The sequence below is a fragment of the Streptomyces sp. NPDC037290 genome, assembly GCF_055603245.1.
Genome location: NZ_JBVJVZ010000001.1, coordinates 641,869 through 662,169, shown reverse-complemented (window position 1 = coordinate 662,169; position 20,301 = coordinate 641,869). Strand labels below are relative to the sequence as shown.

The 20,301-nt window shown below is 73.5% G+C and carries 16 protein-coding genes, 1 other RNA gene and 2 pseudogenes; 7 read left to right on the top strand and 12 right to left on the bottom strand.

What is annotated here, in order from left to right:
* Window positions 1-286: 286 nt before the first annotated feature.
* From ACZ7HQ_RS03045 to ACZ7HQ_RS03025, 5 genes and pseudogenes are all read right to left on the bottom strand, one after another.
* The gene (locus tag ACZ7HQ_RS03045; protein WP_470983853.1) at window positions 287-3,247 is read right to left on the bottom strand and encodes an AfsR/SARP family transcriptional regulator; all 2,961 of its coding nucleotides are present in this window, start codon (window positions 3,245-3,247) and stop codon (window positions 287-289) included.
* Window positions 3,248-3,540: 293 nt separating this feature from the next.
* An RNA gene (gene rnpB, locus ACZ7HQ_RS03040) (RNase P RNA component class A) lies at window positions 3,541-3,942 on the bottom strand.
* Between the two features lie 115 nt (window positions 3,943-4,057).
* A pseudogene (locus ACZ7HQ_RS03035) lies at window positions 4,058-4,774 on the bottom strand (DMT family transporter); the annotation flags it as partial.
* Window positions 4,775-4,859: 85 nt separating this feature from the next.
* Window positions 4,860-5,682 (bottom strand): annotated as a pseudogene (locus ACZ7HQ_RS03030) (AraC family transcriptional regulator).
* 88 nt (window positions 5,683-5,770) lie between these two features.
* Window positions 5,771-6,394 (bottom strand): TetR/AcrR family transcriptional regulator, encoded by a 624-nt coding sequence (locus ACZ7HQ_RS03025; protein WP_470985185.1) that lies wholly within the window; start codon window positions 6,392-6,394, stop codon window positions 5,771-5,773.
* A gap of 57 nt (window positions 6,395-6,451) precedes the next feature.
* Here ACZ7HQ_RS03025 and ACZ7HQ_RS03020 point away from each other — a divergent pair, with 57 nt between their 5' ends.
* From ACZ7HQ_RS03020 to ACZ7HQ_RS03010, 3 genes are all read left to right on the top strand, one after another.
* Window positions 6,452-7,990: an FAD-dependent monooxygenase gene (locus tag ACZ7HQ_RS03020; RefSeq protein WP_470983851.1), complete on the top strand. Its 1,539-nt coding sequence runs from the start codon at window positions 6,452-6,454 to the stop codon at window positions 7,988-7,990.
* A 121-nt stretch (window positions 7,991-8,111) separates the two neighbouring features.
* A complete protein-coding gene (locus ACZ7HQ_RS03015) occupies window positions 8,112-8,858 on the top strand; it encodes a MerR family transcriptional regulator (protein WP_470983849.1) in 747 nt (248 codons plus the stop codon).
* Window positions 8,855-9,430: a hypothetical protein gene (locus ACZ7HQ_RS03010; RefSeq protein ID WP_470983847.1), complete on the top strand. Its 576-nt coding sequence runs from the start codon at window positions 8,855-8,857 to the stop codon at window positions 9,428-9,430. Before ACZ7HQ_RS03015 ends, ACZ7HQ_RS03010 begins: the two co-directional genes overlap by 4 nt.
* On the opposite strand, the gene ACZ7HQ_RS03005 is transcribed toward ACZ7HQ_RS03010, so the two are convergent.
* Window positions 9,417-10,850: an RNB domain-containing ribonuclease gene (locus ACZ7HQ_RS03005; RefSeq protein ID WP_470983845.1), complete on the bottom strand. Its 1,434-nt coding sequence runs from the start codon at window positions 10,848-10,850 to the stop codon at window positions 9,417-9,419. The two genes, ACZ7HQ_RS03010 and ACZ7HQ_RS03005, sit on opposite strands and share 14 nt — an antisense overlap.
* 74 nt (window positions 10,851-10,924) lie before the next feature.
* Between ACZ7HQ_RS03005 and yaaA the strand changes: the two genes are divergently transcribed.
* On the top strand, window positions 10,925-11,716 hold the full coding sequence (gene yaaA / locus ACZ7HQ_RS03000; RefSeq protein ID WP_470985182.1) for a peroxide stress protein YaaA: 792 nt from the start codon (window positions 10,925-10,927) through the stop codon (window positions 11,714-11,716).
* 81 nt (window positions 11,717-11,797) lie between these two features.
* A complete protein-coding gene (eda, locus tag ACZ7HQ_RS02995) occupies window positions 11,798-12,475 on the top strand; it encodes a bifunctional 4-hydroxy-2-oxoglutarate aldolase/2-dehydro-3-deoxy-phosphogluconate aldolase (protein ID WP_470983843.1) in 678 nt (225 codons plus the stop codon).
* Here eda and ACZ7HQ_RS02990 read toward each other — a convergent pair.
* Genes ACZ7HQ_RS02990 through ACZ7HQ_RS02980 form a run of 3 tightly spaced genes read right to left on the bottom strand, consistent with a single transcriptional unit; the run spans window position 12,447 to window position 15,406 of the window.
* Entirely contained in the window at window positions 12,447-13,784 is a 1,338-nt protein-coding gene (locus ACZ7HQ_RS02990) for a bifunctional RNase H/acid phosphatase (protein ID WP_470983840.1), read from the bottom strand. The two genes, eda and ACZ7HQ_RS02990, sit on opposite strands and share 29 nt — an antisense overlap.
* A gap of 22 nt (window positions 13,785-13,806) precedes the next feature.
* Window positions 13,807-14,550, bottom strand: a complete 744-nt coding sequence (locus ACZ7HQ_RS02985) for a zinc ribbon domain-containing protein (RefSeq protein ID WP_470985179.1) — start codon at window positions 14,548-14,550, stop codon at window positions 13,807-13,809.
* Between the two features lie 16 nt (window positions 14,551-14,566).
* Window positions 14,567-15,406: a Nif3-like dinuclear metal center hexameric protein gene (locus ACZ7HQ_RS02980; RefSeq protein ID WP_470983837.1), complete on the bottom strand. Its 840-nt coding sequence runs from the start codon at window positions 15,404-15,406 to the stop codon at window positions 14,567-14,569.
* Window positions 15,407-15,594: 188 nt separating this feature from the next.
* Here ACZ7HQ_RS02980 and ACZ7HQ_RS02975 point away from each other — a divergent pair, with 188 nt between their 5' ends.
* Window positions 15,595-16,848, top strand: a complete 1,254-nt coding sequence (locus ACZ7HQ_RS02975) for a hypothetical protein (protein ID WP_470983835.1) — start codon at window positions 15,595-15,597, stop codon at window positions 16,846-16,848.
* Between the two features lie 95 nt (window positions 16,849-16,943).
* A complete protein-coding gene (locus ACZ7HQ_RS02970) occupies window positions 16,944-17,102 on the top strand; it encodes a hypothetical protein (protein WP_470983833.1) in 159 nt (52 codons plus the stop codon).
* Between the two features lie 47 nt (window positions 17,103-17,149).
* Here ACZ7HQ_RS02970 and ACZ7HQ_RS02965 read toward each other — a convergent pair whose 3' ends face one another.
* The 3 genes from ACZ7HQ_RS02965 to ACZ7HQ_RS02955 are packed head-to-tail and all read right to left on the bottom strand — an operon-like array spanning window position 17,150 to window position 20,089.
* On the bottom strand, window positions 17,150-18,115 hold the full coding sequence (locus tag ACZ7HQ_RS02965; protein ID WP_470983830.1) for a 3-oxoacyl-ACP reductase: 966 nt from the start codon (window positions 18,113-18,115) through the stop codon (window positions 17,150-17,152).
* 14 nt (window positions 18,116-18,129) lie between these two features.
* On the bottom strand, window positions 18,130-19,206 hold the full coding sequence (locus ACZ7HQ_RS02960; RefSeq protein ID WP_470983827.1) for a Zn-dependent alcohol dehydrogenase: 1,077 nt from the start codon (window positions 19,204-19,206) through the stop codon (window positions 18,130-18,132).
* A 25-nt stretch (window positions 19,207-19,231) separates the two neighbouring features.
* Window positions 19,232-20,089, bottom strand: a complete 858-nt coding sequence (locus ACZ7HQ_RS02955; RefSeq protein WP_470983826.1) for a MaoC/PaaZ C-terminal domain-containing protein — start codon at window positions 20,087-20,089, stop codon at window positions 19,232-19,234.
* Between the last annotated feature and the right edge of the window lie 212 nt (window positions 20,090-20,301).

The following is a 20,301-nucleotide window of genomic DNA, read 5'->3' as shown; positions in this document are numbered from 1 at the left end:
CAGGTCCGTTGTCGGGGCAGTCCAGCGGGACCGGGCGCGGCTCAGGGGGTCCTGCCGGCCGCCCCGGCGCCCTCGGGCTTCTGGCCGCTTCCCCGTGCTTCCACTGCCTTCGCGGCGACGTTGCGTCGCTGGAACTCGCCGCTGTCCGCAATCCTGTCCGATGTCAACGGTGGGAGCAAGGACGTTCCCCAACGGTGTTGCCTATCCCGAAAAACGCGCTTGACCTGCGGGTTTCTATGGACATCGAGGAGAAATCGAGCAGACACACCCGACGGTCCCCGGCGGGTCACAGCACCAGCGGGTAGCGCAGGCCCGCCGTCAGGTCGAAGGCCTTGGCCGCGAGGGGCGAGCCCGTGGCTGCCACCGCGGCCGCCGCCCGGGAGCGCAGACCGGCCGCCTCGGCCGCGTCCCCACCCCGCAGGTCGATGACCCGCGCGTGGGCCCGCAGACAACGCGCGTAGCGAACCGGCGTGCCGAGGTCGCGGTAGATCGCGGTGGACGCGAGGAGCAGTCGCTCGGCCTCGGCGAACCCGCCCTCGTGTGCGTGTGCGCCGGACAGGCAGAACATGGTGAACGCCTCACGCAGGGGGTCGCCCACCGCACGCGCCGACTCCAGGCACTCGCCCAGGAGTTGGCGGGCCCCGGCCGTCTGCCCGCGTTCGAGTGCGATGACTCCCAGGCCTAAGTCGGCGCAGCCCGCACCGACGACATCGCCGAGCGCCTCCGCCAGCTCCCGGCCCCGGGCGTACTCGGCCTCCGCCTCGCCCAGCCGGCGCCGCGCCCGCAGCAGATCACCGAGGGCCAGCCGCACCTGACCGGCCGACCGGCCGGCACCGCCGCGGGTGACTTCCTCGGCCTGCCTCAGGTACGGCTCGGCGCCTTCCAGATCGCTCAGTTCGAGCAGGGTCAGGCCGAGCCGGCGCAACACCTGGGCCCGGGCCTCCAGGTCCCCGTGTGCGCCGAGTACGGGCAGACAGGCCCGCCAGCGCTCCAGCGCCTGCTCGTAACGGCCCAGGATCCGGTCCGCGCAGGCGGCCCCGCGCAGCGCGAGCGCGGCACCGTGGTCCTCCCCCAGCTCGGTGAACATCGTGTGGGCCCGCTCGAGGAGCACGGCCGCCCGGGCGTGGTCGCGCTTGTCGAGGTACAGCTCGCCCAAGCCGAGGAGCAGCGCGGCCTCGCCCTTGCTGTCGCCCGCCGAACGGACAGCGTCCAGCGCATGCTGATGGGTCTCCAGCCAGTCGTCGTAGTGCCCGCGCGTGCTGAACAGACAGCGGCACACGGCGGCGAGGTCCCAGGCGACATCGGCGAGCCCGTGGCCGGCTGCCTGCCGCACCAGGGTGGTCAGGGTGCCGCGTTCGGCCTCGTACCAGCGCAAGGGATCGGCGTCCTCGGCATCGGTGAAGCCGCTGTCGCCGTCGCAGCTCGCCACACCGCTGCGTACGACGGTGTGGTCGCCGCCGCAGACGGTGCGGTGGGCCGCGTCGGCCCGGGCGAGAGCCGCGAGGGCCGTGCGGGAGACCGCGGCGCGGCGCTGGGACTCCGGTTCGGTGCCCTCGGCCCGTTCGGAGCCGAACAGGCGGACCAGATCGTGGAGGCGGTAGCGTAGCTGGCCCGCCCGGTCCCGGCCGGTCACCTCGATGAGCCGGGCGTCCACCAGCTCCTCGGCCAGGTCCTCGGCTTTGTCCCTGTCCAGGCCCAGCAGGGGCGGCGCGAGCCAGTCCGCGAAGTCCCGTACGGCGAGGAGCGCCAGACGGTGCAGGAGCGCCTTGGCGTCGGCGCTGACGCCGTCGTAGGAGAGCTCCAAGGTGGTACGGACGGCCAGGCTGTCGTGTTCCAGCTCGTCGAGCCTGCGCCGTTCGTCGGCGAGCCGCTCTGCGACACGGTTCACCGTCCAGTGCGGCTTGGCCGCCAGCCTGGCGCCGACGATGCTCACCGCGAGGGGCAGGTTGCCGCAGTACCCGACCAGTCGCTGCGCGGCGCCCTGTTCGGCGGGTGACCGCTCGCGCCCGGCGCTGCGGTACAGCAGTTCCACGGCTTGTTCCGTGGGGAGTCCGCCCAGTTCCACGACCTGTGCGGAAAACGACGACGCGACCCTGGAACGACTGGTCACGATGACGCCACAGCTGTCCGTTCCCGGCAGCAGGGGGCGGATACCAGCGGCGTCGGATGCATTGTCGAGAATGATGAGCACGCGCTTGTCGGTCAACAGTGCCCGAAATTTCTCGGCACGCTGGTCGAGCCCGTCAGGAATGTCGGATCCCGGCAGTCCCAGCTCTCGAAGAAAGCGAGCGAGGGCCTCCTCCGGCATCACTGGAACTTTGTCGAGGCCGCGCAGATCAATGTAAAGCTGACCGTCCGGGAAATTGGCCCGCTGGTGATGCCCGACATGAATGGCGAGGGTCGACTTGCCCGTTCCGCCCGCGCCCACCAATTCGACGACCGGAACATGCCGGCCCTTTGGTTTCAGGTATTCGACCAGGCTGGCCCTCTCCTGCTCCCGCCCGACGAATTCGCCGATGTCACGGGGAAGCAGGCACGGCCTGGCGGGCAGCGGGGAGGGGGCGGACGGTAAGACGGCGTGAGCGGCCTCGGGGCCGGGCGGCACGGCTCTGCTGAGGATCTCCTGGCGCAGTTGCTGCAGTTCGGCACCGGGCGCCAGGCCGAGTGACTCGTCGAGCAGCCGTGAGGTGTCGCGGTAGAGGCGCAGTGCGTCCGCCTGCCGGCCCGACCGGTACAGGGCCGTCATGAGCTGGGCCCGCGGCCTCTCGAAGAACGGGTGCTCCGGTATGAAGGCCGACAACTCGGAGATCACCGGCTCGTACTGCCCGAGGCCGAGTTGCAGTTCGGCCTTCCTGACCCGCAGCGCCACCTGCGCCTCTTCCCACACGCGGGCCTCGGCCTGCCAGGCCTGCCGGGTGAGGCCCGCGAGCAGCGGACCGCGCCACTGCGCGAGCGCCCGGTCGAGACAGGAGACCGCCCCGGCGTGGTCCCCGGCGGCCGCCAGTTCGTCGGCCTCCGCCTGGAGGGCCTGCACGCGCCGCGTGTCCAGCTCGACGTCCTGCGTGGCCAGCAGGTAACCGGGCGGCTGGGTCAGGATCAGATCGCCCGCCGTCCGCACCCGCTGGAACCGGCCGCGCAGCTTGGAGATACAGATGGCGATCTGGTTCGCCGGATCGGCCGGCGTCCGGCCTTCCCAGATGCTCTGCGCCAGCTCCTCGACAGAAACGGTGCGGTCGGGCTTCAGCAAAAGCGTTCCCAACGTGATCTGAAGCCGCGGGGCTGTCAGCTGCAGCCGCTTATCGCCCGCCCATATTTCCAGTGGACCCAGCACACGGAATCGAAGTTTACCGGCAGGCGACGACAGCACCCCAAGCACCCCGTTAATTGCATCTCTCCCCGTGAACCCTCAACTCACCCTCGCACATCTGACAGATGGTTACCACATCTTGTCCACATGGAGAGACGGCGGATATGAATTCAGGCCGATTACGCACGGTGACAGGAGGGACACCGCTTCGCGGGGCGTTCCGCAAGGAGCGGCAGACGAGTCGGGCTGTACGCCGGGTTCTGTTCCCCGGGGTCCTCGCGGACGCCGGGGCGACGGCCATCCATCTAGGGCCGGTGTTGCCACCGGCCTCGTGCGGTCTACCCGCGGACTCGGGCGGGCAGCCCTCGAACGTCCGCGCAGAAACACCGGGGTGCTTCCTTTTGACCTTGCTCCGGGTGGGGTTTACCTAGCTGCCCAGGTCACCCTGGGCACTGGTGGTCTCTTACACCACCGTTTCACCCTTACCGAGGACGAGGTCCCCGGCGGTCTGCTTTCTGTGGCACTGTCCCGCGGGTCACCCCGGGTGGCCGTTAGCCACCACCCTGCCCTGTGGAGCCCGGACGTTCCTCGGGAAGCCCCCTAGGGGGACTCCACGCGGCCGTCCGCCCGGCTCGTCTGCCGTGTCGACCATGGTACCGGGCGCCGGGACCTGCGCGGGCCGGCGGCCGTGGCCAGGACCGAGCCCGCCAGGATCAGGGCGAAGGCCACCAGGACCGTGGGAGTCAGCGGCTCGTGCAGGAACATCGCGCCGGCCGCCACCGCGACCGCCGGGTTGACGTACGTGATCACCGTGGCGCGGGTGGGGCCCGCCTCCCTGATCAGCTCCAGGAACGCCACGAACGCCACCGCGGTGCAGAGCACGCCCAGGCCGGCCAGGGCCGCCAGCGCGGTGGAAGAGGGGACGGACGACGGCCGCGCCACGATCGCCACCGGGGCGTAGACCGCGGCCGCCAGGGTCAGACAGGCCGCCGTCAGGTGCAGGGACGGGACCTCCTTCAGACGGCGCGCGGCTGTCAGGGGGGCGGTGGCGTAGCCCAGGACGGTCAGCAGGACCTCGGCCAGGGAGCGGGCATCGCCGCCGGTCAGGTGGGGAAGGGTCAGGACCGTCACACCGCCCAGGCCCAGGGCGAGGCCGGTGACGCGGCGGGCTCCGAGGTGTTCGGTGTCCCCCAGGAGGCGGGCGGCGATCACGCCCACGATCGGTACGCCCGCGATCAGCAGACCGGCCGTCGAGCTGGACAGGTGCCGTTCGGCGTCGGTGAGCGTGAACCAGGGGATCAGGATCTCCAGGCACGCGAAGGCCAGCATGGGGCGCCAGTGGGTGCGTACGGTCCTGGGCAGGCCGCCCTGGCGCAGGGCGAAGGGGAGCAGCAGGACCGCGCCGAGCGCACAGCGCGTGAACACGACCACCGGCGGGGACACCTCGTCCACCGCCACCTTGATCATCAGATAGGGGATGCCCCAGATCACTCCCATGAGGGAGAACAGGAACCAGCCACGTGCAGTCATGCCGTGAGTTTCGGCCACGTCCTCACGGGGTGTCTTGAACGCTGTTGCGGTACGCCGCCGGCGTCACCCCGAGCACCCGGCGGAACCAGCGGGTCATGTGCGCCTGGTCGGCGAAGCCCCACGAGACCGGCCACCTCTGCCGGGCGCAGCCCGGTTTCCAGCAGGGCCCGCGCCCTGTTCACCCGGTACTGGGCGAGCCAGGCGTACGGGGGTACGCCCATCGTCGTACGGAAGGCCCGGAGCAGCTGGTAGCGGGACAGGCCCAGGTCGGCGGCGAGGCAGGACAGCGGTGGGGGTGCCGTGAGTTCGTCGGCCAGGCGGTCGCGGACCGTCAGGGCTATCGTCCCCGCTCCGGGGACCAGGTCGGGTCCGGGTCTGGCCGTGGAGTGGCGGCGGGCCAGCGCGGTCAGCAGCCAGGGCAGCACGGACTCGGTCTCCAGGGGGTCGGGGCAGGAGCTGAGTTCGGTGTGGGCACGGCGCAGCGCCGCGGCGAGTTCGGGGTCGTCGAGGAGCGGTTCGCGGAAGTGTGGCAGGCCGCCGAGGATGCCGTCGGCCAGCAGCGCCGGCGCGGCGTACAGCGCTCGGTAGGCGTAGCCGTCGGTGGCGTTGGCGGGACCTCCGGTGTGCATCTCGCCGGGGTCGAGGACGACGATGGTGCCCGGTCCGGTGCGGATGTGGCCGCCCCGGTAGTCGATCACCTCGCAGCCGCCGACGCACACGCCGACGGTGTACTCCTCGTGGGCGTGCGGGGCGTAGGTGTGCCGGCGGAAGTTCGCCGTCAGGAGGTCGAGCGGGGGTCCGCCCCGGCCCAGCCGGGCCCGCGTCCACAGCGCCTGTTCCGGCATGGAACACCCCCTTGTCGTGCGGTTGCAGCCCAGGGTGCAACGCATTCAGGCCTCGTATCCATGCCGCGTCCCGGCCGGCGGTGTGCGCTCAGCTCGCCCGGCCGTCCAGGCCCGTCCGGCCGAGTGCCTCGAACGCGGCCTCCAGGGCCGCCCGGTGGCGACGGGCCACCGTCTCCACGGCGTCGCCCGCCATCAGCCGGCGTACGGAGGCGGCGAAGACCGTACGGTAGGCCGCCACGACCAGGGCCGCCAGCAGGCGGGGGTCGGGGGCGTCGGTCGCGGCGAGGGCGGTGGCCAGCTCGTTCTCCACCTCCTCGGCGCCCTCGCGGGCGCGGGCACGCAGCGCCGGCGAGTCGGCGACGACCCGCCAGAAGGGGGCGAAGGTCTCGCCCACGCCGCCGAGCGGGTGCCGCTCGTCGAGCAGGCGCAGCGCGAGCCGGTGCAGGGCGGCGAGCGGGGTCTCGCCGCGTGCGCGGTCGCGCACGGCACCGGCGAGGAGTTCGGCGGCCTGCGGGATGCGGTCGAGGAAGAGGTCCTCCTTGCGCGGGAAGTAGTTGAAGACGGTCATCGCGGAGACGCCCGCCGCCCGCGCGACCTCCGCGACCGTCACGGCGTCGAAGCCGCGGGCCGCGAACAGGCCCGTCGCGACGTCCGAGATCCGCTGCCGCGTCTCCCGTTTCTTGCGCTCCCTCAGCGGAAGTTCCTCGTCCATGAGATCCACGAGAAAACTATAGCCGCACAAAAATTTTAGTGACTATAGTCAACGCCCATGACGACGTTGACCGAGTACGACGTGGTGGTGGCGGGCGCCGGGCCCGTGGGGCTCTTCCTCGGCTGCGAGCTGGGGCTCGGCGGCGCACGGGTGCTGGTCGTGGAGCGGCTGACCGAGGTGGACGAGACGATCAAGGCCGGCGCGATCAACGTCCCGAGCGCGATCGCCTTCTACCGGCGGGGGCTGCTGCCCGAGCTGGAGGCGGTGTGGGAGGCGGCTCGGCAGCGGATCCTGGCCTTCCGTCCCGGCGCCGGGACGGCGAAGCACCCGCCCAAGTTCGCCGGGCACTTCGCGGGGATCCCCATGGACCCCGACCTGTTCGACGGCTCCGACCCCGCCTGGGCCGAGGCCGGCCCCGCCGCCGGCGCCGGCCTCGGCGTGCCGCAGGCGGAGCTGGAGCGGATCCTGGCACGCCGGGCCGAACGGGTCGGGGTGGAGGTGCGCCGTGGCGTGGAGCTGACCGGCTTCGACGCGGACGAGGACGGGGTGACCGTCCGCACGGCCGCGGGGACGGTCCGCGCGGGCTGGCTCGTCGGCTGCGACGGCGGCCGCAGCACCGTCCGCAAGCTCGCCGGTTTCGACTTCCCCGGCACGGAACCGGAGATCACCGCCTACCAGGCGGTCGTGGAGCTGACCGGTGCCGAGCGGCTGCGCGAGGGCTGGAACACGACCGATGCGGGCACGTACGTCCACGGACCGTTCCCGGGCCGGATCCTGACCGTGGAGTTCGACCGGCCCCCGGCCGACCGGTCGGCGCCCGTCACGGCCGGGGAACTGCAGGCCGCCCTGCGCCGGGTCTCGGGCGTTCCCGAGGTCACCGTCGACAAGGTGATCAGCGCCACCCGGTTCACCGACAACGCCCGCCAGGCCACCGACTACCGCAAGGGCCGGGTCCTGCTCGCGGGCGACGCCGCGCACGTGCACTCGCCGTTCGGCGGGCAGGGGCTCAACCTCGGCATCGGGGACGCGATGAACCTGGGCTGGAAGCTGGCCGCCGTCGTACGGGGCACGGCACCCGAGTCGCTGCTGGACAGCTACACCGCCGAGCGGCACCCGATCGGCGCCTGGGTGCTGGACTGGACCCGCGCCCAGATCGCAGTGATGCGCCCGGACCGGCACGCCCGCGCCCTGCGCCGGGTGGTCACCGACCTGGCGCTGACCACCACCGGCACGACGTACCTCGTCACGAGGATCTCCGGCATCTGGCAGCGCTACGACCTGCCCGGCGACCATCCGCTGACCGGCGCCAGCGCCCCCGACCTGGTGCTGGCCGACGGCTCCCGGCTCGGCGACCACCTGCACTCCGGCCGCGCCCTGCTGCTCGACCTCACCGACGACGCGGGACTGCGCGCCCGTGCCGAGGGATACGGCGACCGGCTGGACGTCCGTACGCTCGCCTGCCCGGACCGGCCCGGCCTCGGCGCGCTGTTCCTCCGGCCGGACGGGTTCGTGGCCTGGGCCGCCGGCACGGAGGGCGGCAAGGGCCTGCCGGAGGCCCTGGAACACTGGCTCGGCACACCGGCCGCCGCCGCGTGAGCGCGCCACAACGGCCGCCCGCGCAGTCGACCGTCGCGGCGTGAGCGCGCCACGCCGGCCGGCCGTAGCGTCGGCCGGCGCCGCTTGACCCTGCCGCGACGTCAACGTCTGTACTGGTCCCATGCGGATCGGAGAACTCGCCGCCGCCGTCGGTGTCACGACGCGGACCGTGCGGCACTACCACCACCTGGGCCTGCTGCCGGAACCGGAGCGCAGGGCCAACGGCTACCGGCACTACACGCTGCGGCACGCCGTCGTCCTCGCCCGGATCCGGCGGCTGACCGAGCTGGGGCTGGGCCTCGCCGAGGTGCGGGACGTGCTCGCCGACGACGCCGGGAAGGACCTGGTCGAGGTGCTCACCGAGCTGGACGAGGACCTGGCCCGGCAGGAGGCGGAGATCAGGGAGCGCCAGCAGCGGCTGCGGGCCCTGCTGGACTCCGGGGAGCTGCCCGACGAAGGGCCCGTCTCGCCGCAACTGGCCGAGCTGTTCGGCTCGTTGCCCGCCGTCGACTCGCCCGCTGCCGCGAAGGACCGGGAGATCCTCGCCCTGATCGACACGGGGGCACCGCCCGAGGAGCGGGAACGGCTGGCGTCCGCGCTGCGCGGCGTTCTGGACGACCCGGACACCCTGGCGCGCACCCGCGAGGTGTACGCGCTGCTCGACGCGCTCGCGGACGCCGCGCCGGACGACCCGCGCGTGGCGGAGGCCGCACGGACCCTGGCCGGCTGCATCCCGCCGGGGCTGCTGCCGGCCGGTCCGGTCGACTCCGGCCACGCCGTGCTGCGCGCCCTGTACGCCGACTTCGCCCCCGCCCAGGCCGAGGTGATCCGCCGGGCGCTCAACCTCCTTGCCGAGGAGGGGGGATGAGGCTGCTGAGGACGGTGGGGCTGCTGGCGCGGCACGAGGCCCGGCTCTTCGCCTGCCTGGCGCTGTGGCCGGCCCGGCGCACCCAGGGCACGGCCGGCGGGCGGGCGTTCGGGTACATGCGCGGGCAGGGCGCCGTGATGGCGGGGCTGGCCTTCGTGTGCGTGGTGGAGACGGCCGGCGTGTCCGTGATGCTGCGCGGCATGCCCACCGCGCACGACGTCCTGCTGGTGCTGGACGTCTACACCGTGCTGTTCGTCGTCGGTCTGCACGCGGCCTGTGTGGTGCGTCCGCACGTGCTGACCCGGCAGGCGCTGCGGGTTCGGTACGGCGCCCACGTGGACCTGCGGATCCCGCTGGACGCGATCGGCGCCGTACGCCGCCGTACGCGGATGACGCACGAGCCGGCGGACGGCGTGCTCGACCTCGCGGTCGGCTCGCGGACGTCGGTCGAGCTGGAGCTGGCCGAACCCGTCACCCATCGGTCGCTCCTCGGACGCCCCCGGCAGGTGAGCGTGGTGCGGCTGCACGCCGACGATCCCGGCGGCCTCGTGGCGGCCCTCATGCCACGGTGAAGAGGATCTTCGCCGTCCCGGGGTCGGCCCGGCTGAGCCGTACCCGCAGGCGTTCACCGAGCGGCAGCCGGTCGCCCTCGATCCGGCCGATGACCGCGGGCGAGTCCACCTGCACGGTCCCCACGGTCGGCCGGTGCTCGTCCACGTCCACCACACAGCCGTCGAAGAGGTCCCCGACCCGGTCCCTGAGCAGGGCCGCCTCCACGATGTCCACGCACTCGCGCTCCACCGTGCCGGCGATGCGCGAGCCGTCGGCCATCCGCCGGGGCAGCGCGTCGAGCGCGGCGAGCACCCAGTCGGGCGGGGTCTCGCCCGCGACGGCGGCCAGGCAGATCTCCGCGGCATAGCGGTCGGCCAGGCGGCGCAGCGGGGCGGTGCAGTGCGCGTAGGGGGCGGCGACGGCGGCGTGCGTGGTGATCGCGGGCAGGTCGCCGTCCCGGAAGACGGTGTATCCGGCGCCGCGCAGCAGGGTGGTGCACTCCTGGAGGAAGGCCGCGTGGTGGGTGTCGTGCGGGTCGAGGGTGCGGATCAGCGCGGCGTACGACACATGGTGCGGCCAGTCGATGTGCAGCGCGGTCGCGGTGCGGTGCAGCCGGGCCACGGCGCCGTCCGGGGCGGCGGGCAGGGTGCGCAGGACGCCGGTGCCGTGGGCGAGCATCAGGTCGGCGGCGGCCATGCCGGCGAGCAGGGAGAGCTGGGCGTTCCAGCCGTCGGCCGGCAGCGGGGCGCGGTAGCCGAGGACGTAGGTGTGGTCCCGCTCGGTGATCTCCTGCTCGGGCACGTTCAGGGAGATGCCGCCGCGCTCGGTCTCCTGCCGCTCCCGGGCCTCGCCGATCTCCTTGAGCAGCGCGACCGGTTCCTCGGCGGTCCCGGCGTCGATCTGCTTCTGCACGCCGGCGTAGTCGAGCTTGGCCCGGCTGCGGACCAGGGCGCGCCGCACGTCGACCGCGCCGGTACGGCCGTCCGCGTCCAGCTCGATCGTCCACAGCACGGCGGGGCGGACCTGGTCCGGCAGCAGGCTGGCCGCGCCCTCGCTGAGCACGGTGGGGTGCAGCGGGATCTTCTCGTCGGGGAAGTACAGGGTGTTCACCCGCCGGTGCGCCTCCGCGTCGAGCGCGCCCCCGGGTACGACGAAGGCGGCGACGTCGGCGATGGCGTACCGGACGCGGTAGCCGGTGCCCTGCCGGGACAGGTGGGCGGCCTGGTCGAGGTCGGTGGAGGCGGGAGGGTCGAGGGTGAAGAAGGGGATGTCCGTGGCGTCGTACGGCGGCAGGACGGGCGCCTTCGCCGCGCGGTCGGCCTCGGCCCGGGCCTCGGGCGGGAAGTCCTGCGGAAGGCCGAGTCCGGCGCGCAGCGCGGCGAGCGCGGCCCGCAGCGGGGCCTCGGGTGCGCCGGTCACGCGGATCTTGCGGCGGGGCATACAGCGAGCGTAGGTCGGGGCCGGGCCGGGGGCACGCCGTACGCTGTCGCGGAGGTCTACGTGAGGAGTACGTGTTGCTGGTCCTGCTGCCGCCCTCGGAAGGCAAGGCGAACTCGGGCGACGGCGCCCCGCTGGAGCTCGGGGCGCTGTCCCTGCCGGGGCTGACCGACGCGCGGGAGGCCGTGCTCACCGAGCTGGTCGAGCTGTGCGCGGTGGACCCCGGCCAGAACGAGAAGGCGCGTGAGGTGCTCGGGCTGAGCGAGGGGCTGCGCGGCGAGGTCGCGAAGAACGCCGGGCTGCGCACGGCCGGCGCCCGCCCCGCCGGGGAGATCTACACGGGGGTCCTCTACGACGCCCTCGGCCTGGCCACCCTGGACGCGGCGGCGCGGCGCCGCGCGGCGGACTCGCTGCTGGTGTTCTCCGGGCTGTGGGGCGCGGTACGGATCACGGACCGCATTGCGTCCTACCGCTGCTCGATGGGCGTGAGGCTGCCGGGGCTCGGTGCGCTGGCCGCCCACTGGCGGGCGCCGATGGCCGAGGTGCTGCCGGAGGCGGCCGGGGACGGGCTGGTGCTGGACCTGCGCTCCTCCGCCTACGCGACGGCCTGGAAGCCGAAGGGCGAGGTCGCCGGTCGGACGGCGACCGTGCGGGTGCTGCACGCGCCGACCCGGAAGGTCGTCAGCCACTTCAACAAGGCGACCAAGGGCCGGATGGTCCGCAGCCTGCTGACTGCCGGTGCCGCGCCGAAGGACCCCGCCGAGCTGGTCGAGGCGCTCCGGGAGCTGGGTTACGTCGTGGAGGCGGAGGCGCCGGGCAGGGCGGGCAAGGTGTGGTCGCTGGACGTGCTGGTGGAGGAGGTTCACTGAGTCCCCTGACCACATCCTGATCGCGTTGCAATCTGCGCAACGCTCATTGCGACTCTTGCTACCCCTGGGCACGATGAGGGCATGACCTCACCGCTGCCCTCCGCTGCCGCCTCCGTGCTGGATCTCGCGCCCGTCGTGCCCGTGGTGGTCGTCTCCGACGCCGCCGACGCCGTGCCGCTGGCGCGGGCGCTGGTGGCGGGCGGGCTGCCCGCGATCGAGGTGACACTCAGGACACCGGCGGCCCTCGACGCGATCCGCGCGATCGCCGGTGCGGTGCCGCAGGCCGTCGTCGGCGCGGGAACGGTGATCACGCCGGAGCAGGTGGGCGCCTGTGTGGCCGCGGGGGCGCGGTTCCTGGTCAGCCCGGGGTGGACGGACGCGCTGCTGGAGGCGATGCGTGGGTCGGGGGTGCCGTTCCTGCCCGGTGTGTCGACCACCTCGGAGGTGGTGGCGCTGCTGGAGCGGGGAGTGCGGGAGATGAAGTTCTTCCCGGCGCAGGCGGCGGGCGGTACGGCCTATCTGGAGTCGCTGGCGGGCCCCTTGCCGCAGGCCCGCTTCTGCCCGACCGGCGGGATCGGGGCGGCGACCGCGCCGGAGTACCTGGCCCTGCCCAACGTCGGCTGTGTGGGCGGCAGCTGGATGGTCCCGGCGGACGCGGTGGCCGCCGGGGACTGGGCGCGGATCGCGGAGCTGGCGCGGGGCGCGGCAGCTCTCGGCGGGCTCACCGGGGTCAGGGACGCAGGTGGGACGTGTCGTTGAAGAGGCGGACGCTCGCGTTTCCGTCGGCGTAGTACGCCACCGCCGACAGGGAGGCGGCCGACAGCTCCATCCGGAACAGCGACTCGGAGGGGGCGCCGAGGGCCAGGCGGACGAACGTCTTGATCGGGGTGACGTGGGTGACGAGGAGAACCGTGCGGCCCGCGTAGGCCGCGACCAGCTTGTCCCGGGTGGCGGCGACCCGCGTGGCCGTCTCGGCGAAGCTCTCGCCGCCGCCGGTGGGGTGGGCCTGCGGGTCGGCGAGCCAGGCGTTCAGGTCGTCCGGGTAGCGCTCGCGGACCTCGGCGAAGGTCAGGCCCTCCCAGGCGCCGAAGTCCGTCTCGCGCAGGCCGTCCTCGATCGTCACGTCGAGGCCGAGGCGGGCGGCGACGGCGGCGGCGGTCTCGCGGGTGCGGGTGAGGGGCGAGGCGACCACGGCCTGGACGGTGCCGCGCCTGGCGAGTGCCTCGGCGACGCGCCGGGCCTGTTCCCGGCCGGCGGCGGAGAGGGAGGGATCGGTGCCGCCGCTGCCGGAGAAGCGTTTCTGGGGGGTGAGGGGGGTCTCGCCGTGCCGGAGCAGCACGAAGGTGGCGGGCGCGCCCAGGTCGGGGGCCGCGCTCCAGCCGGGGGCGGTGACCGGGCGCTGCTCATCGGGGGCGGTGAGGCGCTGCTCCGCGGCTGCGGCACCACGCGGGGCCCCGGCCTCCCGCACCGCCTCGGCCTCGACGTCGTCCTCGGCCGGGCTCGCCACCGGTCGCGCGGGGCCCGTCCCCCGCTTCCCGGCAAGCGCCGCACGTGCCCGCGCCGCGCCCGCCGCCGCGTCCCCGGGCGGGCCCGGGGGTTCCGGCACGGCGGGCGGGGTGTCCAGGGCCGCCCGGGACGCCGACGCGGACCACTGTTCGCCCCGTGCGCCCGCGTCCATCGCCTCGTTGGCCAAGCGGTCCGCGTGCTTGTTCTGTTCGCGGGGGATCCACTCGTAGCTGACCTGGTCCGGCGGACACACGGACCTGGCCTGTGCCGCCAGGGGCTTCATGTCGGGGTGTTTGATCTTCCAGCGGCCCGACATCTGCTCGATGACGAGCTTGGAGTCCATACGGACGTGGATCCGGGCCGACGGGTCGAGGGCGTGGGCGGCGCGCAGGCCGGCCAGCAGGCCCCGGTACTCGGCCACGTTGTTCGTGGCGACGCCGATGTACTCCGCGGCCTCCGTCAGGGGCTCACCCGTGACCGCGTCACGGACGACCGCCCCGTAGCCCGCGGGCCCGGGGTTGCCCCGTGACCCGCCGTCCGCCTCGACGATGAACTCCCGCACCCCTGAAGCCCCTTACCGGCTCTTACAGACCCGACTCGGCCGTGCGCACCAGGATGCGGCGGCAGTTCTCGCACCGCACCACCGCGTCCGGCGCCGCCGCTCGGATCTCGCTCAGCTCGGTGATAGCCAGCTCCTGGCGGCAGCCCTGGCAGGTGCGGGCGTGCAGCCTGGCAGCGCCGATGCCGCCCTGCTGCTCGCGCAGCTTCTCGTAGAGCTTCAGCAGATCACCGGGCACGGAACCGGCGATGACCTCGCGCTCCTTCGTCACCGTCGCCGCCTCGCCGTCGATCTCCTCGAAGGCCGCGCCCCGGCGGGCGGTCGCGTCGTCGATCTTCGACTGGACGGAGGCGACCCGCTCGGTCAGCTCGTTCACCCGCTCCTGTGCGGCCTCGCGGCGCTCCATGACCTCGAGCACCACGTCCTCCAGGTCGCCCTGCCGCTTGGCGAGCGAGGCGATCTCGTGCTGGAGGTTGGCCAGGTCCTTCGGCGAGGTGACCGCACCGGAGTCCAGGCGCTGCTGGTCGCGGGCGGCGCGCTGGCGCACCTGGTCCACGTCCTGCTCGGCCTTGGTCTGCTCGCGGGCGGTGTCGCTCTCCTCGGTCTGCGCGGCGACGAGCAGGTCCCGCAGCTGGGTGAGGTCCTTGTTCAGCGAGTCGATCTCGGCGTGCTCGGGCAGCGACCTCCGCTTGTGCGCCAGCTGCTGCAGGCGGACGTCGAGGGCCTGGACGTCGAGGAGTCGGATCTGGTCGGCGGGCGCGGCGTTCAGTTGGGGGCTCCCAGGTTCAGCTAGAGGTGGCGGTGGACGCCGCGTGGGCGGTCCAGGGGTCGGTGACCGTCCTGGAGACGTGGACCCGGAGGTCCCAGCCGTGGCGGTCGGAGATCTCGTCGAGCTGGGCTGCGGCCAGCTCGCACCAGGGCCACTCGGTGGCCCAGTGCGCCGCGTCGAGCAGCGCGAGGGGGCTCGTGGCCACCGCCTCGGAGGCCGGGTGGTGGCGCAGGTCGGCGGTGAGGAAGGCGTCGACGCCAGCGGCGCGGACCTGGTCGAAGAGGCTGTCGCCGGAGCCGCCGCTGACGGCGACCGTGCGGACGACGGCGTCGGGGTCGCCGGCCACCCGGATGCCCTGGGCGGTGGCGGGCAGCCGTTCGGCGACCCGCGCGGCGAGTTCGCGGACGGTCAGCGGGTGGTCGAGTTCGCAGACGCGGCCGAGACCCCGGCAGCCGTTCGGGTCGGTCGGGTCCGGGACGAGGGGCCGTACGACACGGAGGTCCAGCGCGCCGGCGAGGGCGTCGCTCACGCCCGGGTCGGCGGTGTCGGCGTTGGTGTGGGCGACGTGCAGGGCGATGTCGTTCTTGATGAGGGTGTGCACGACACGGCCCTTGAAGTGGCCGGCCGCGACCGTGGTCGTCCCGCGCAGGTACAGCGGGTGGTGGGTGACCAGCAGGTCGGCGCCGAGTTTCACCGCCTCGTCGACGATCTCCTGGACGGGGTCGACGGCGAACAGGACCCGGGTGACCTCCTGGTCGGGGTCGCCCACCACCGTGCCGACCGCGTCCCAGGACTCGGCCCGCTCGGGGGGCCACAGGCTCTCCAGCGCGGCGATGACTTCAGACAGACGGGGCACGATGCAAAGGCTACCTGGCTGGCCTGCGGGGCCGTACCGCATCCGTCCGGTCTGGCCCCGCTCAGCACAAAGGCCCCGATTTCCTCAGGTGAATCGCTTCTGCTCCACCCGTATGTGTGAAGCGGCTGTCGCCCGGTCCCCCGCCTGTGCGTGCGAAAACTAGCTTCGTCGCCGGAGGTGACCGAACGATGACGGCCTGTGCGATCGAACCCCCGTCGACCGGCGCCGAGGACGGCGGGGCGGGCTGCGCCCTCACGGCGGACGGCGCGTACGCGGCGCGGCTCGCGCGAAGCGGCGAGTGCTGGTTCCCGGAGCGCTGGACGCTGGACGGCCCGGAACCCTACGCGGTGCCGCTGCCCGGCAACCAGCCGGAGGAGCCCGGCACCGAGGTGCAGCCCCTGTCCGACGGCCGGGTGCTGATCCACCGGCTGGTCGAGCACCGGCACGCCTTCTCGCTGCTGTACCCGACCGGCCCGGGCACCGGTGAGCTGCCGCTGGGCGCGGTGGACTGCCCCGGCCCCGGCACCCGGCTCACACTGCTGCCGCCGGCACCCGGCGGGGTGCGGGCGTACGCCCTCGCGGTCGGCCCGCACTCCAGCGTGGTCTGGCTGGTGGCGGGCGGCACCGGCGGGCCCGAGCGGCTCGCCGAGGTGCCGGGGCGGTGCTCGGGCGGGGTCTGGCTGGACCGCACCGGGCGGATGCTGGCGCTGGACCGGGAGACCGGCGGGCCGGTCAAGACGGTCGTGGTGGACCTGGCGCGCGCCGAGGTGTCGCCGTTGCTGCAGATCGCGGCCGGGAGCGACGACCGGCTGCTGCTGGCCGATCCCGACAGCGGGCTGCTGCTCATCTCCTCGGACGCCCCCTCGCCGGGCGAGGAACGCCTTGGCTGGGGCGTGCTCGGCAGCAGGCTGCCGGTGCGCTTCCCGGAGAGCCTGCGGATGCCGGACTGCGTGGTGACTCCGTTCGCGATCCAGCCCGGGCAGGTGCTGATGCCGGAGAACTGCGCGGTGGCGCTGCGCGTCGACGGGCCGTTCGGCAGCTGGGTGAGCGCCTGGCGGCCCGCCGGACGGCAGGTGAGTCATCTCCCGGCGCCGGAGGGCTGGCTGGCCGGGACCGGGCTGTGGACACCGGAGGGGGTGCTGCGGCTGCCGTACGCCACGCAGGAGACTCCGTGCGGCGTGGCGGAGCTGACGGCGCCCCGGTGGGAGACGGGAGGCACGGCTGCCGCGGGGAGCGGCATCGCCGGGCCTTCGGGGGGCACCGGGGGCGCGGGCCTGGAGGGTCCGGTCCGGGACGGCACGGCTGCCGGGGCGCCCGGGGCGTCGCGGCAGCCGACGGAACCGGACCCTTTGGAGCCTGCCGAACTCCGGGCTCCGCAGCCGGTGGTGGCACGTCCCGTGCCGTTGCAGCAGGCGCCCCTGGGACGTCTTGTAACGAAGTAGTGGCGGTTGGCGTGTGCGCCTGGATCCGGCCCGCGGTGCGCCGGTTACACTCGCCCGGCTGTACGAAAGATCATGTGACGGGGTGAATACGTCCGATGAGCGACACCAGTACGACGGAGCAGCTGTCCGCCGACTCCCAGGAGGCTGCCGGCCACGGCAGGCACCGGGGTCCGGTCTCGGTCCAGGAGAGCGAGACCGCTCCGCACGGCCGGCACCGGAGGCCGGCCGGGGAGACCACCGAGGCGGCTGCCTGACGGTTGGGGGAGAGGGGGTGCCCGACGGGCACCCCCTCTTCGCGTTCTCAGCCCCGCTTGAGCCCCAGCACCTCCGCCGCCGCGAAGGTCTCCCCCTCGGGCCGGTCCGCGTAGTGCGGGGTGAGCAGCGCGTCGAGCTCGTCGTACGTGAACGTCTCCTGTTTGCTGTCGAACCTGGCCTGCACCCGGGGCCGTTCGACGATCGCGACCATGCCGCCGTGGACGACGAGCAGTTGGCCGTTGATCCGGGCGGCGGCCGGTGCGGCCAGATAGCCGACGAGCGGGGCGACGTGCTCGGGGGCCAGCGGGTCCAGGCCCTCGTCCGGCCGCTTGAGGCCGGCGAAGACGTCCTCGGTCATCCGGGTGCGGGCGCGCGGGCAGATGACGTTGGCGGTCACGCCGTACTTGGCGAGGGCGAGGGCCGTGGAGGTGGTGAGCCCGACGATTCCGCCCTTCGCCGCCGCGTAGTTGGGCTGGCCCGCGGAGCCGGCGAGGAAGGCCTCCGAGGAGGTGTTCACGATCCGGCCGTGGACCTTCGCTCCCCCGGCCGCCTTGGACCGCTCCCGCCAGTGCGCGGCGGCGAAGCGGGTGGTGTTGAAGTGGCCCTTGAGGTGGACGCGGATCACCGAGTCCCACTCGTCCTCGCTCATCGAGAAGACCATGCGGTCGCGCAGGATGCCCGCGTTGTTGACGAGGACGTCCAGCTTGCCGAACTCGTCGATCGCCAGCCCGATCAGTTCCCGCGCCTGTGCGAAGTCGGCGACGTCCCCGGTGTGCGCGAGGGCCCGGCCGCCCCGGGCGCGGATCTCGGCGGCGACCTCCCCGGCGGGGCCCGCCGAGGCCTCGCCGGAACCGTCCCGGCCGGGCCGCCCGTGGTCGTTGACGACGACGGCCGCGCCGAGCCGGGCGAGTTCCAGGGCCTCGGCCCGGCCGAGCCCGCGTCCGGCGCCGGTGACGACGGCGGACAGCCCTTCCAGTGGCCGCTCCCGCGGCGCCTCCTGTGGCAGTGCCATGCCGGTCCCCGTCCTCAGATCTCGATGCACGTGCGCAGGGCCGTCCCGCTGCGCATCTGGTCCAGTGCCTCGTTGATCCCGGCCAGCGGCACCCGGTGGGTGATCAGCCCGGCGAGATCGACGCGGCCCGCCCGCCACAGGGCGATGGTGCGCTCGTAGGAGCGCAGCACGTCCCCGCCGCCGTACATGGACGGCAGGATCCGTTTCTCGTCGAAGAACAGCTCGAACATGTTGAGCTGGAGGAAGTCGTCCATGGCGCCGGCGCCGACCACGACCAGGGTGCCGCCGCGCCGGGTGTTCTCGTACGCCGTCCGTGCGGTGGCCGACCTGCCGACGACCTCGAAGACATAGTCGAAGCCCTCGCCGCCGGTGACCTGCTGCCTGGCGTCGGGCAGCTCTTCGGGGGAAACCGCTCGCGTGGCGCCGAACCTGAGCGCCGACTCACGCCGGGAGGCGACCGGGTCGACGGCGACGATCTCGGCGGCGCCCTTGAGCCGCGCCCCCTGCACCGCCGAGATGCCCACGCCTCCGCAGCCGATGACGGCCACCGACGAACCGGCTTCCACGTCGGCGGTGTTGAGGGCGGCACCGAGCCCGGTCGTGACGCCGCAGCCGATCAGCGCGGCGATGTCGAAGGGCACGTCCTCGGGGATCGGCACCGCACAGCCGGCGTCGACCACGACCTCCTCGGCGAAGGTGCCGGTGCCCGCGAAGCCGAAGACATCACCGCCGGAGCGCTTGAAGTTGGGGGTGCCCGCGTTCATGAACCCGGCCAGGCACAGCTCGGTCTGGCCGCGCCTGCAGGCCGGACAGGCGCCGCAGGCGGGCAGCCAGCACAGGACGACCCGGTCGCCCGGTTTCAGGCCCCGCACGCCCTCCCCCACTTCGAGGATCTCGCCCGCGCCCTCGTGGCCCGGCACGAACGGGGCGGGCTGCGGCAGCACCCCGTTCATCGCGGACAGGTCCGAGTGGCACAGCCCGGTGGCCCGTACCCGGACCCTGACCCTGCCGGGGCCGAAGCCCACCGCCTCGACGTCGTCGAGGACCTCCAGCTTTTCCTGGCCGATCTCGTGCAGTACGGCTGCGCGCATGGTGCGGCTCCCCTCGGTACTGGTTTCAGGAGTGCTCTACGACGGTGTCCGCGAGGACCGGCGCGTCGTCCCGGTCGGCCGCGCTCACCGCCACCCGCACCCGGCCCTGCCCGCGCCACATGCGGATGCGCAGGGTCTCGCCCGGGTACACCACCCCGGCGAACCGGGTGGTGTACGACCGCACCCGGCTGACATCGCCGCCGAGCAGCGTGTCCACGACCGCCTTCAGGGTGATGCCGTAGGTGCACAGGCCGTGCAGGATGGGCCGTTCGAACCCGGCGAGCTTGGCGAACTCGGGGTCGGCGTGCAGCGGGTTCCAGTCGCCGGAGAGGCGGTAGAGGAGGGCCTGGTCCTCGCGGACGGCGCGTTCGACGGTCCGGTCGGGTTCGCCGGCGGGCGGTTCGAGGCGCGTGGAGGGGCCCCGGTCGCCACCCCAGCCGCCCTCTCCCCGGACGAAGATCTGGGCGTCGTTGGTCCACAGGGGTCCGTCGGCGTCGGCGACCTCGGTGCGCAGGACCAGGATGGCGGCCTTGCCCTTGTCGTGGATGGCGGCGAGCCGGTGGGTCGCCGTCGCCGTGCCCTCGGCCGGGATGGGGCGGTGGATCCGCAGCGTCTGCCCGCCGTGCAGCACCCGGGCCAGGTCGACCTCGATGCCGGGCAGGGACAGTCCGCTGATCACCCCGGGCGCGCCGGAGCCCGCGACGGTGGCGAAGCTCGGCAGGACGTGAAGCCGGGACTCCAGGGTGTAGCGCAGTTCGTCCGGGTCCGTGGCGGGGATGCCCGCGCCGATGCCGAGGTGGTAGAGCTGGACGTCCTTCGTGGTCCAGGTGATCGGGCCGGAGCGTGGCTCGGCGGCGAGGGCCTTGGCTGGGTCGATGGGCATGGGACTCCTGAGAGGTCTCAAGACCTCGGCACGGCCGTCCGCACCGTCGGCCGCACCGAGGTCGCCACGGGCCGATCTAGAACGCGTTCCAGTCCGGCGCCCTCTGTATAGCCCAGCGCCCCGCAGTTGTGAAGGCTCCTGACGGTGTGTCAGGTGTGGTCGCGGTGACATTTGTACTGCCCGGGTCCGTACATGCGCATCTGCCGCGGGAG

Coding starts and splice junctions, on each gene's coding strand:
- ACZ7HQ_RS02975 (WP_470983835.1), top strand. CDS start 15,595: ATGACGGCCTGTGCGATCGAACCCCCGTCGACCGGCGCCGAGGACGGC.
- ACZ7HQ_RS02955 (WP_470983826.1), bottom strand. CDS start 20,089: ATGCCCATCGACCCAGCCAAGGCCCTCGCCGCCGAGCCACGCTCCGGC.
- ACZ7HQ_RS02965 (WP_470983830.1), bottom strand. CDS start 18,115: ATGGCACTGCCACAGGAGGCGCCGCGGGAGCGGCCACTGGAAGGGCTG.
- ACZ7HQ_RS03025 (WP_470985185.1), bottom strand. CDS start 6,394: ATGGACGAGGAACTTCCGCTGAGGGAGCGCAAGAAACGGGAGACGCGG.
- ACZ7HQ_RS03005 (WP_470983845.1), bottom strand. CDS start 10,850: ATGCCCCGCCGCAAGATCCGCGTGACCGGCGCACCCGAGGCCCCGCTG.
- eda (WP_470983843.1), top strand. CDS start 11,798: ATGACCTCACCGCTGCCCTCCGCTGCCGCCTCCGTGCTGGATCTCGCG.
- ACZ7HQ_RS02960 (WP_470983827.1), bottom strand. CDS start 19,206: ATGCGCGCAGCCGTACTGCACGAGATCGGCCAGGAAAAGCTGGAGGTC.
- ACZ7HQ_RS03015 (WP_470983849.1), top strand. CDS start 8,112: ATGCGGATCGGAGAACTCGCCGCCGCCGTCGGTGTCACGACGCGGACC.
- ACZ7HQ_RS03020 (WP_470983851.1), top strand. CDS start 6,452: ATGACGACGTTGACCGAGTACGACGTGGTGGTGGCGGGCGCCGGGCCC.
- ACZ7HQ_RS02970 (WP_470983833.1), top strand. CDS start 16,944: ATGAGCGACACCAGTACGACGGAGCAGCTGTCCGCCGACTCCCAGGAG.
- ACZ7HQ_RS03010 (WP_470983847.1), top strand. CDS start 8,855: ATGAGGCTGCTGAGGACGGTGGGGCTGCTGGCGCGGCACGAGGCCCGG.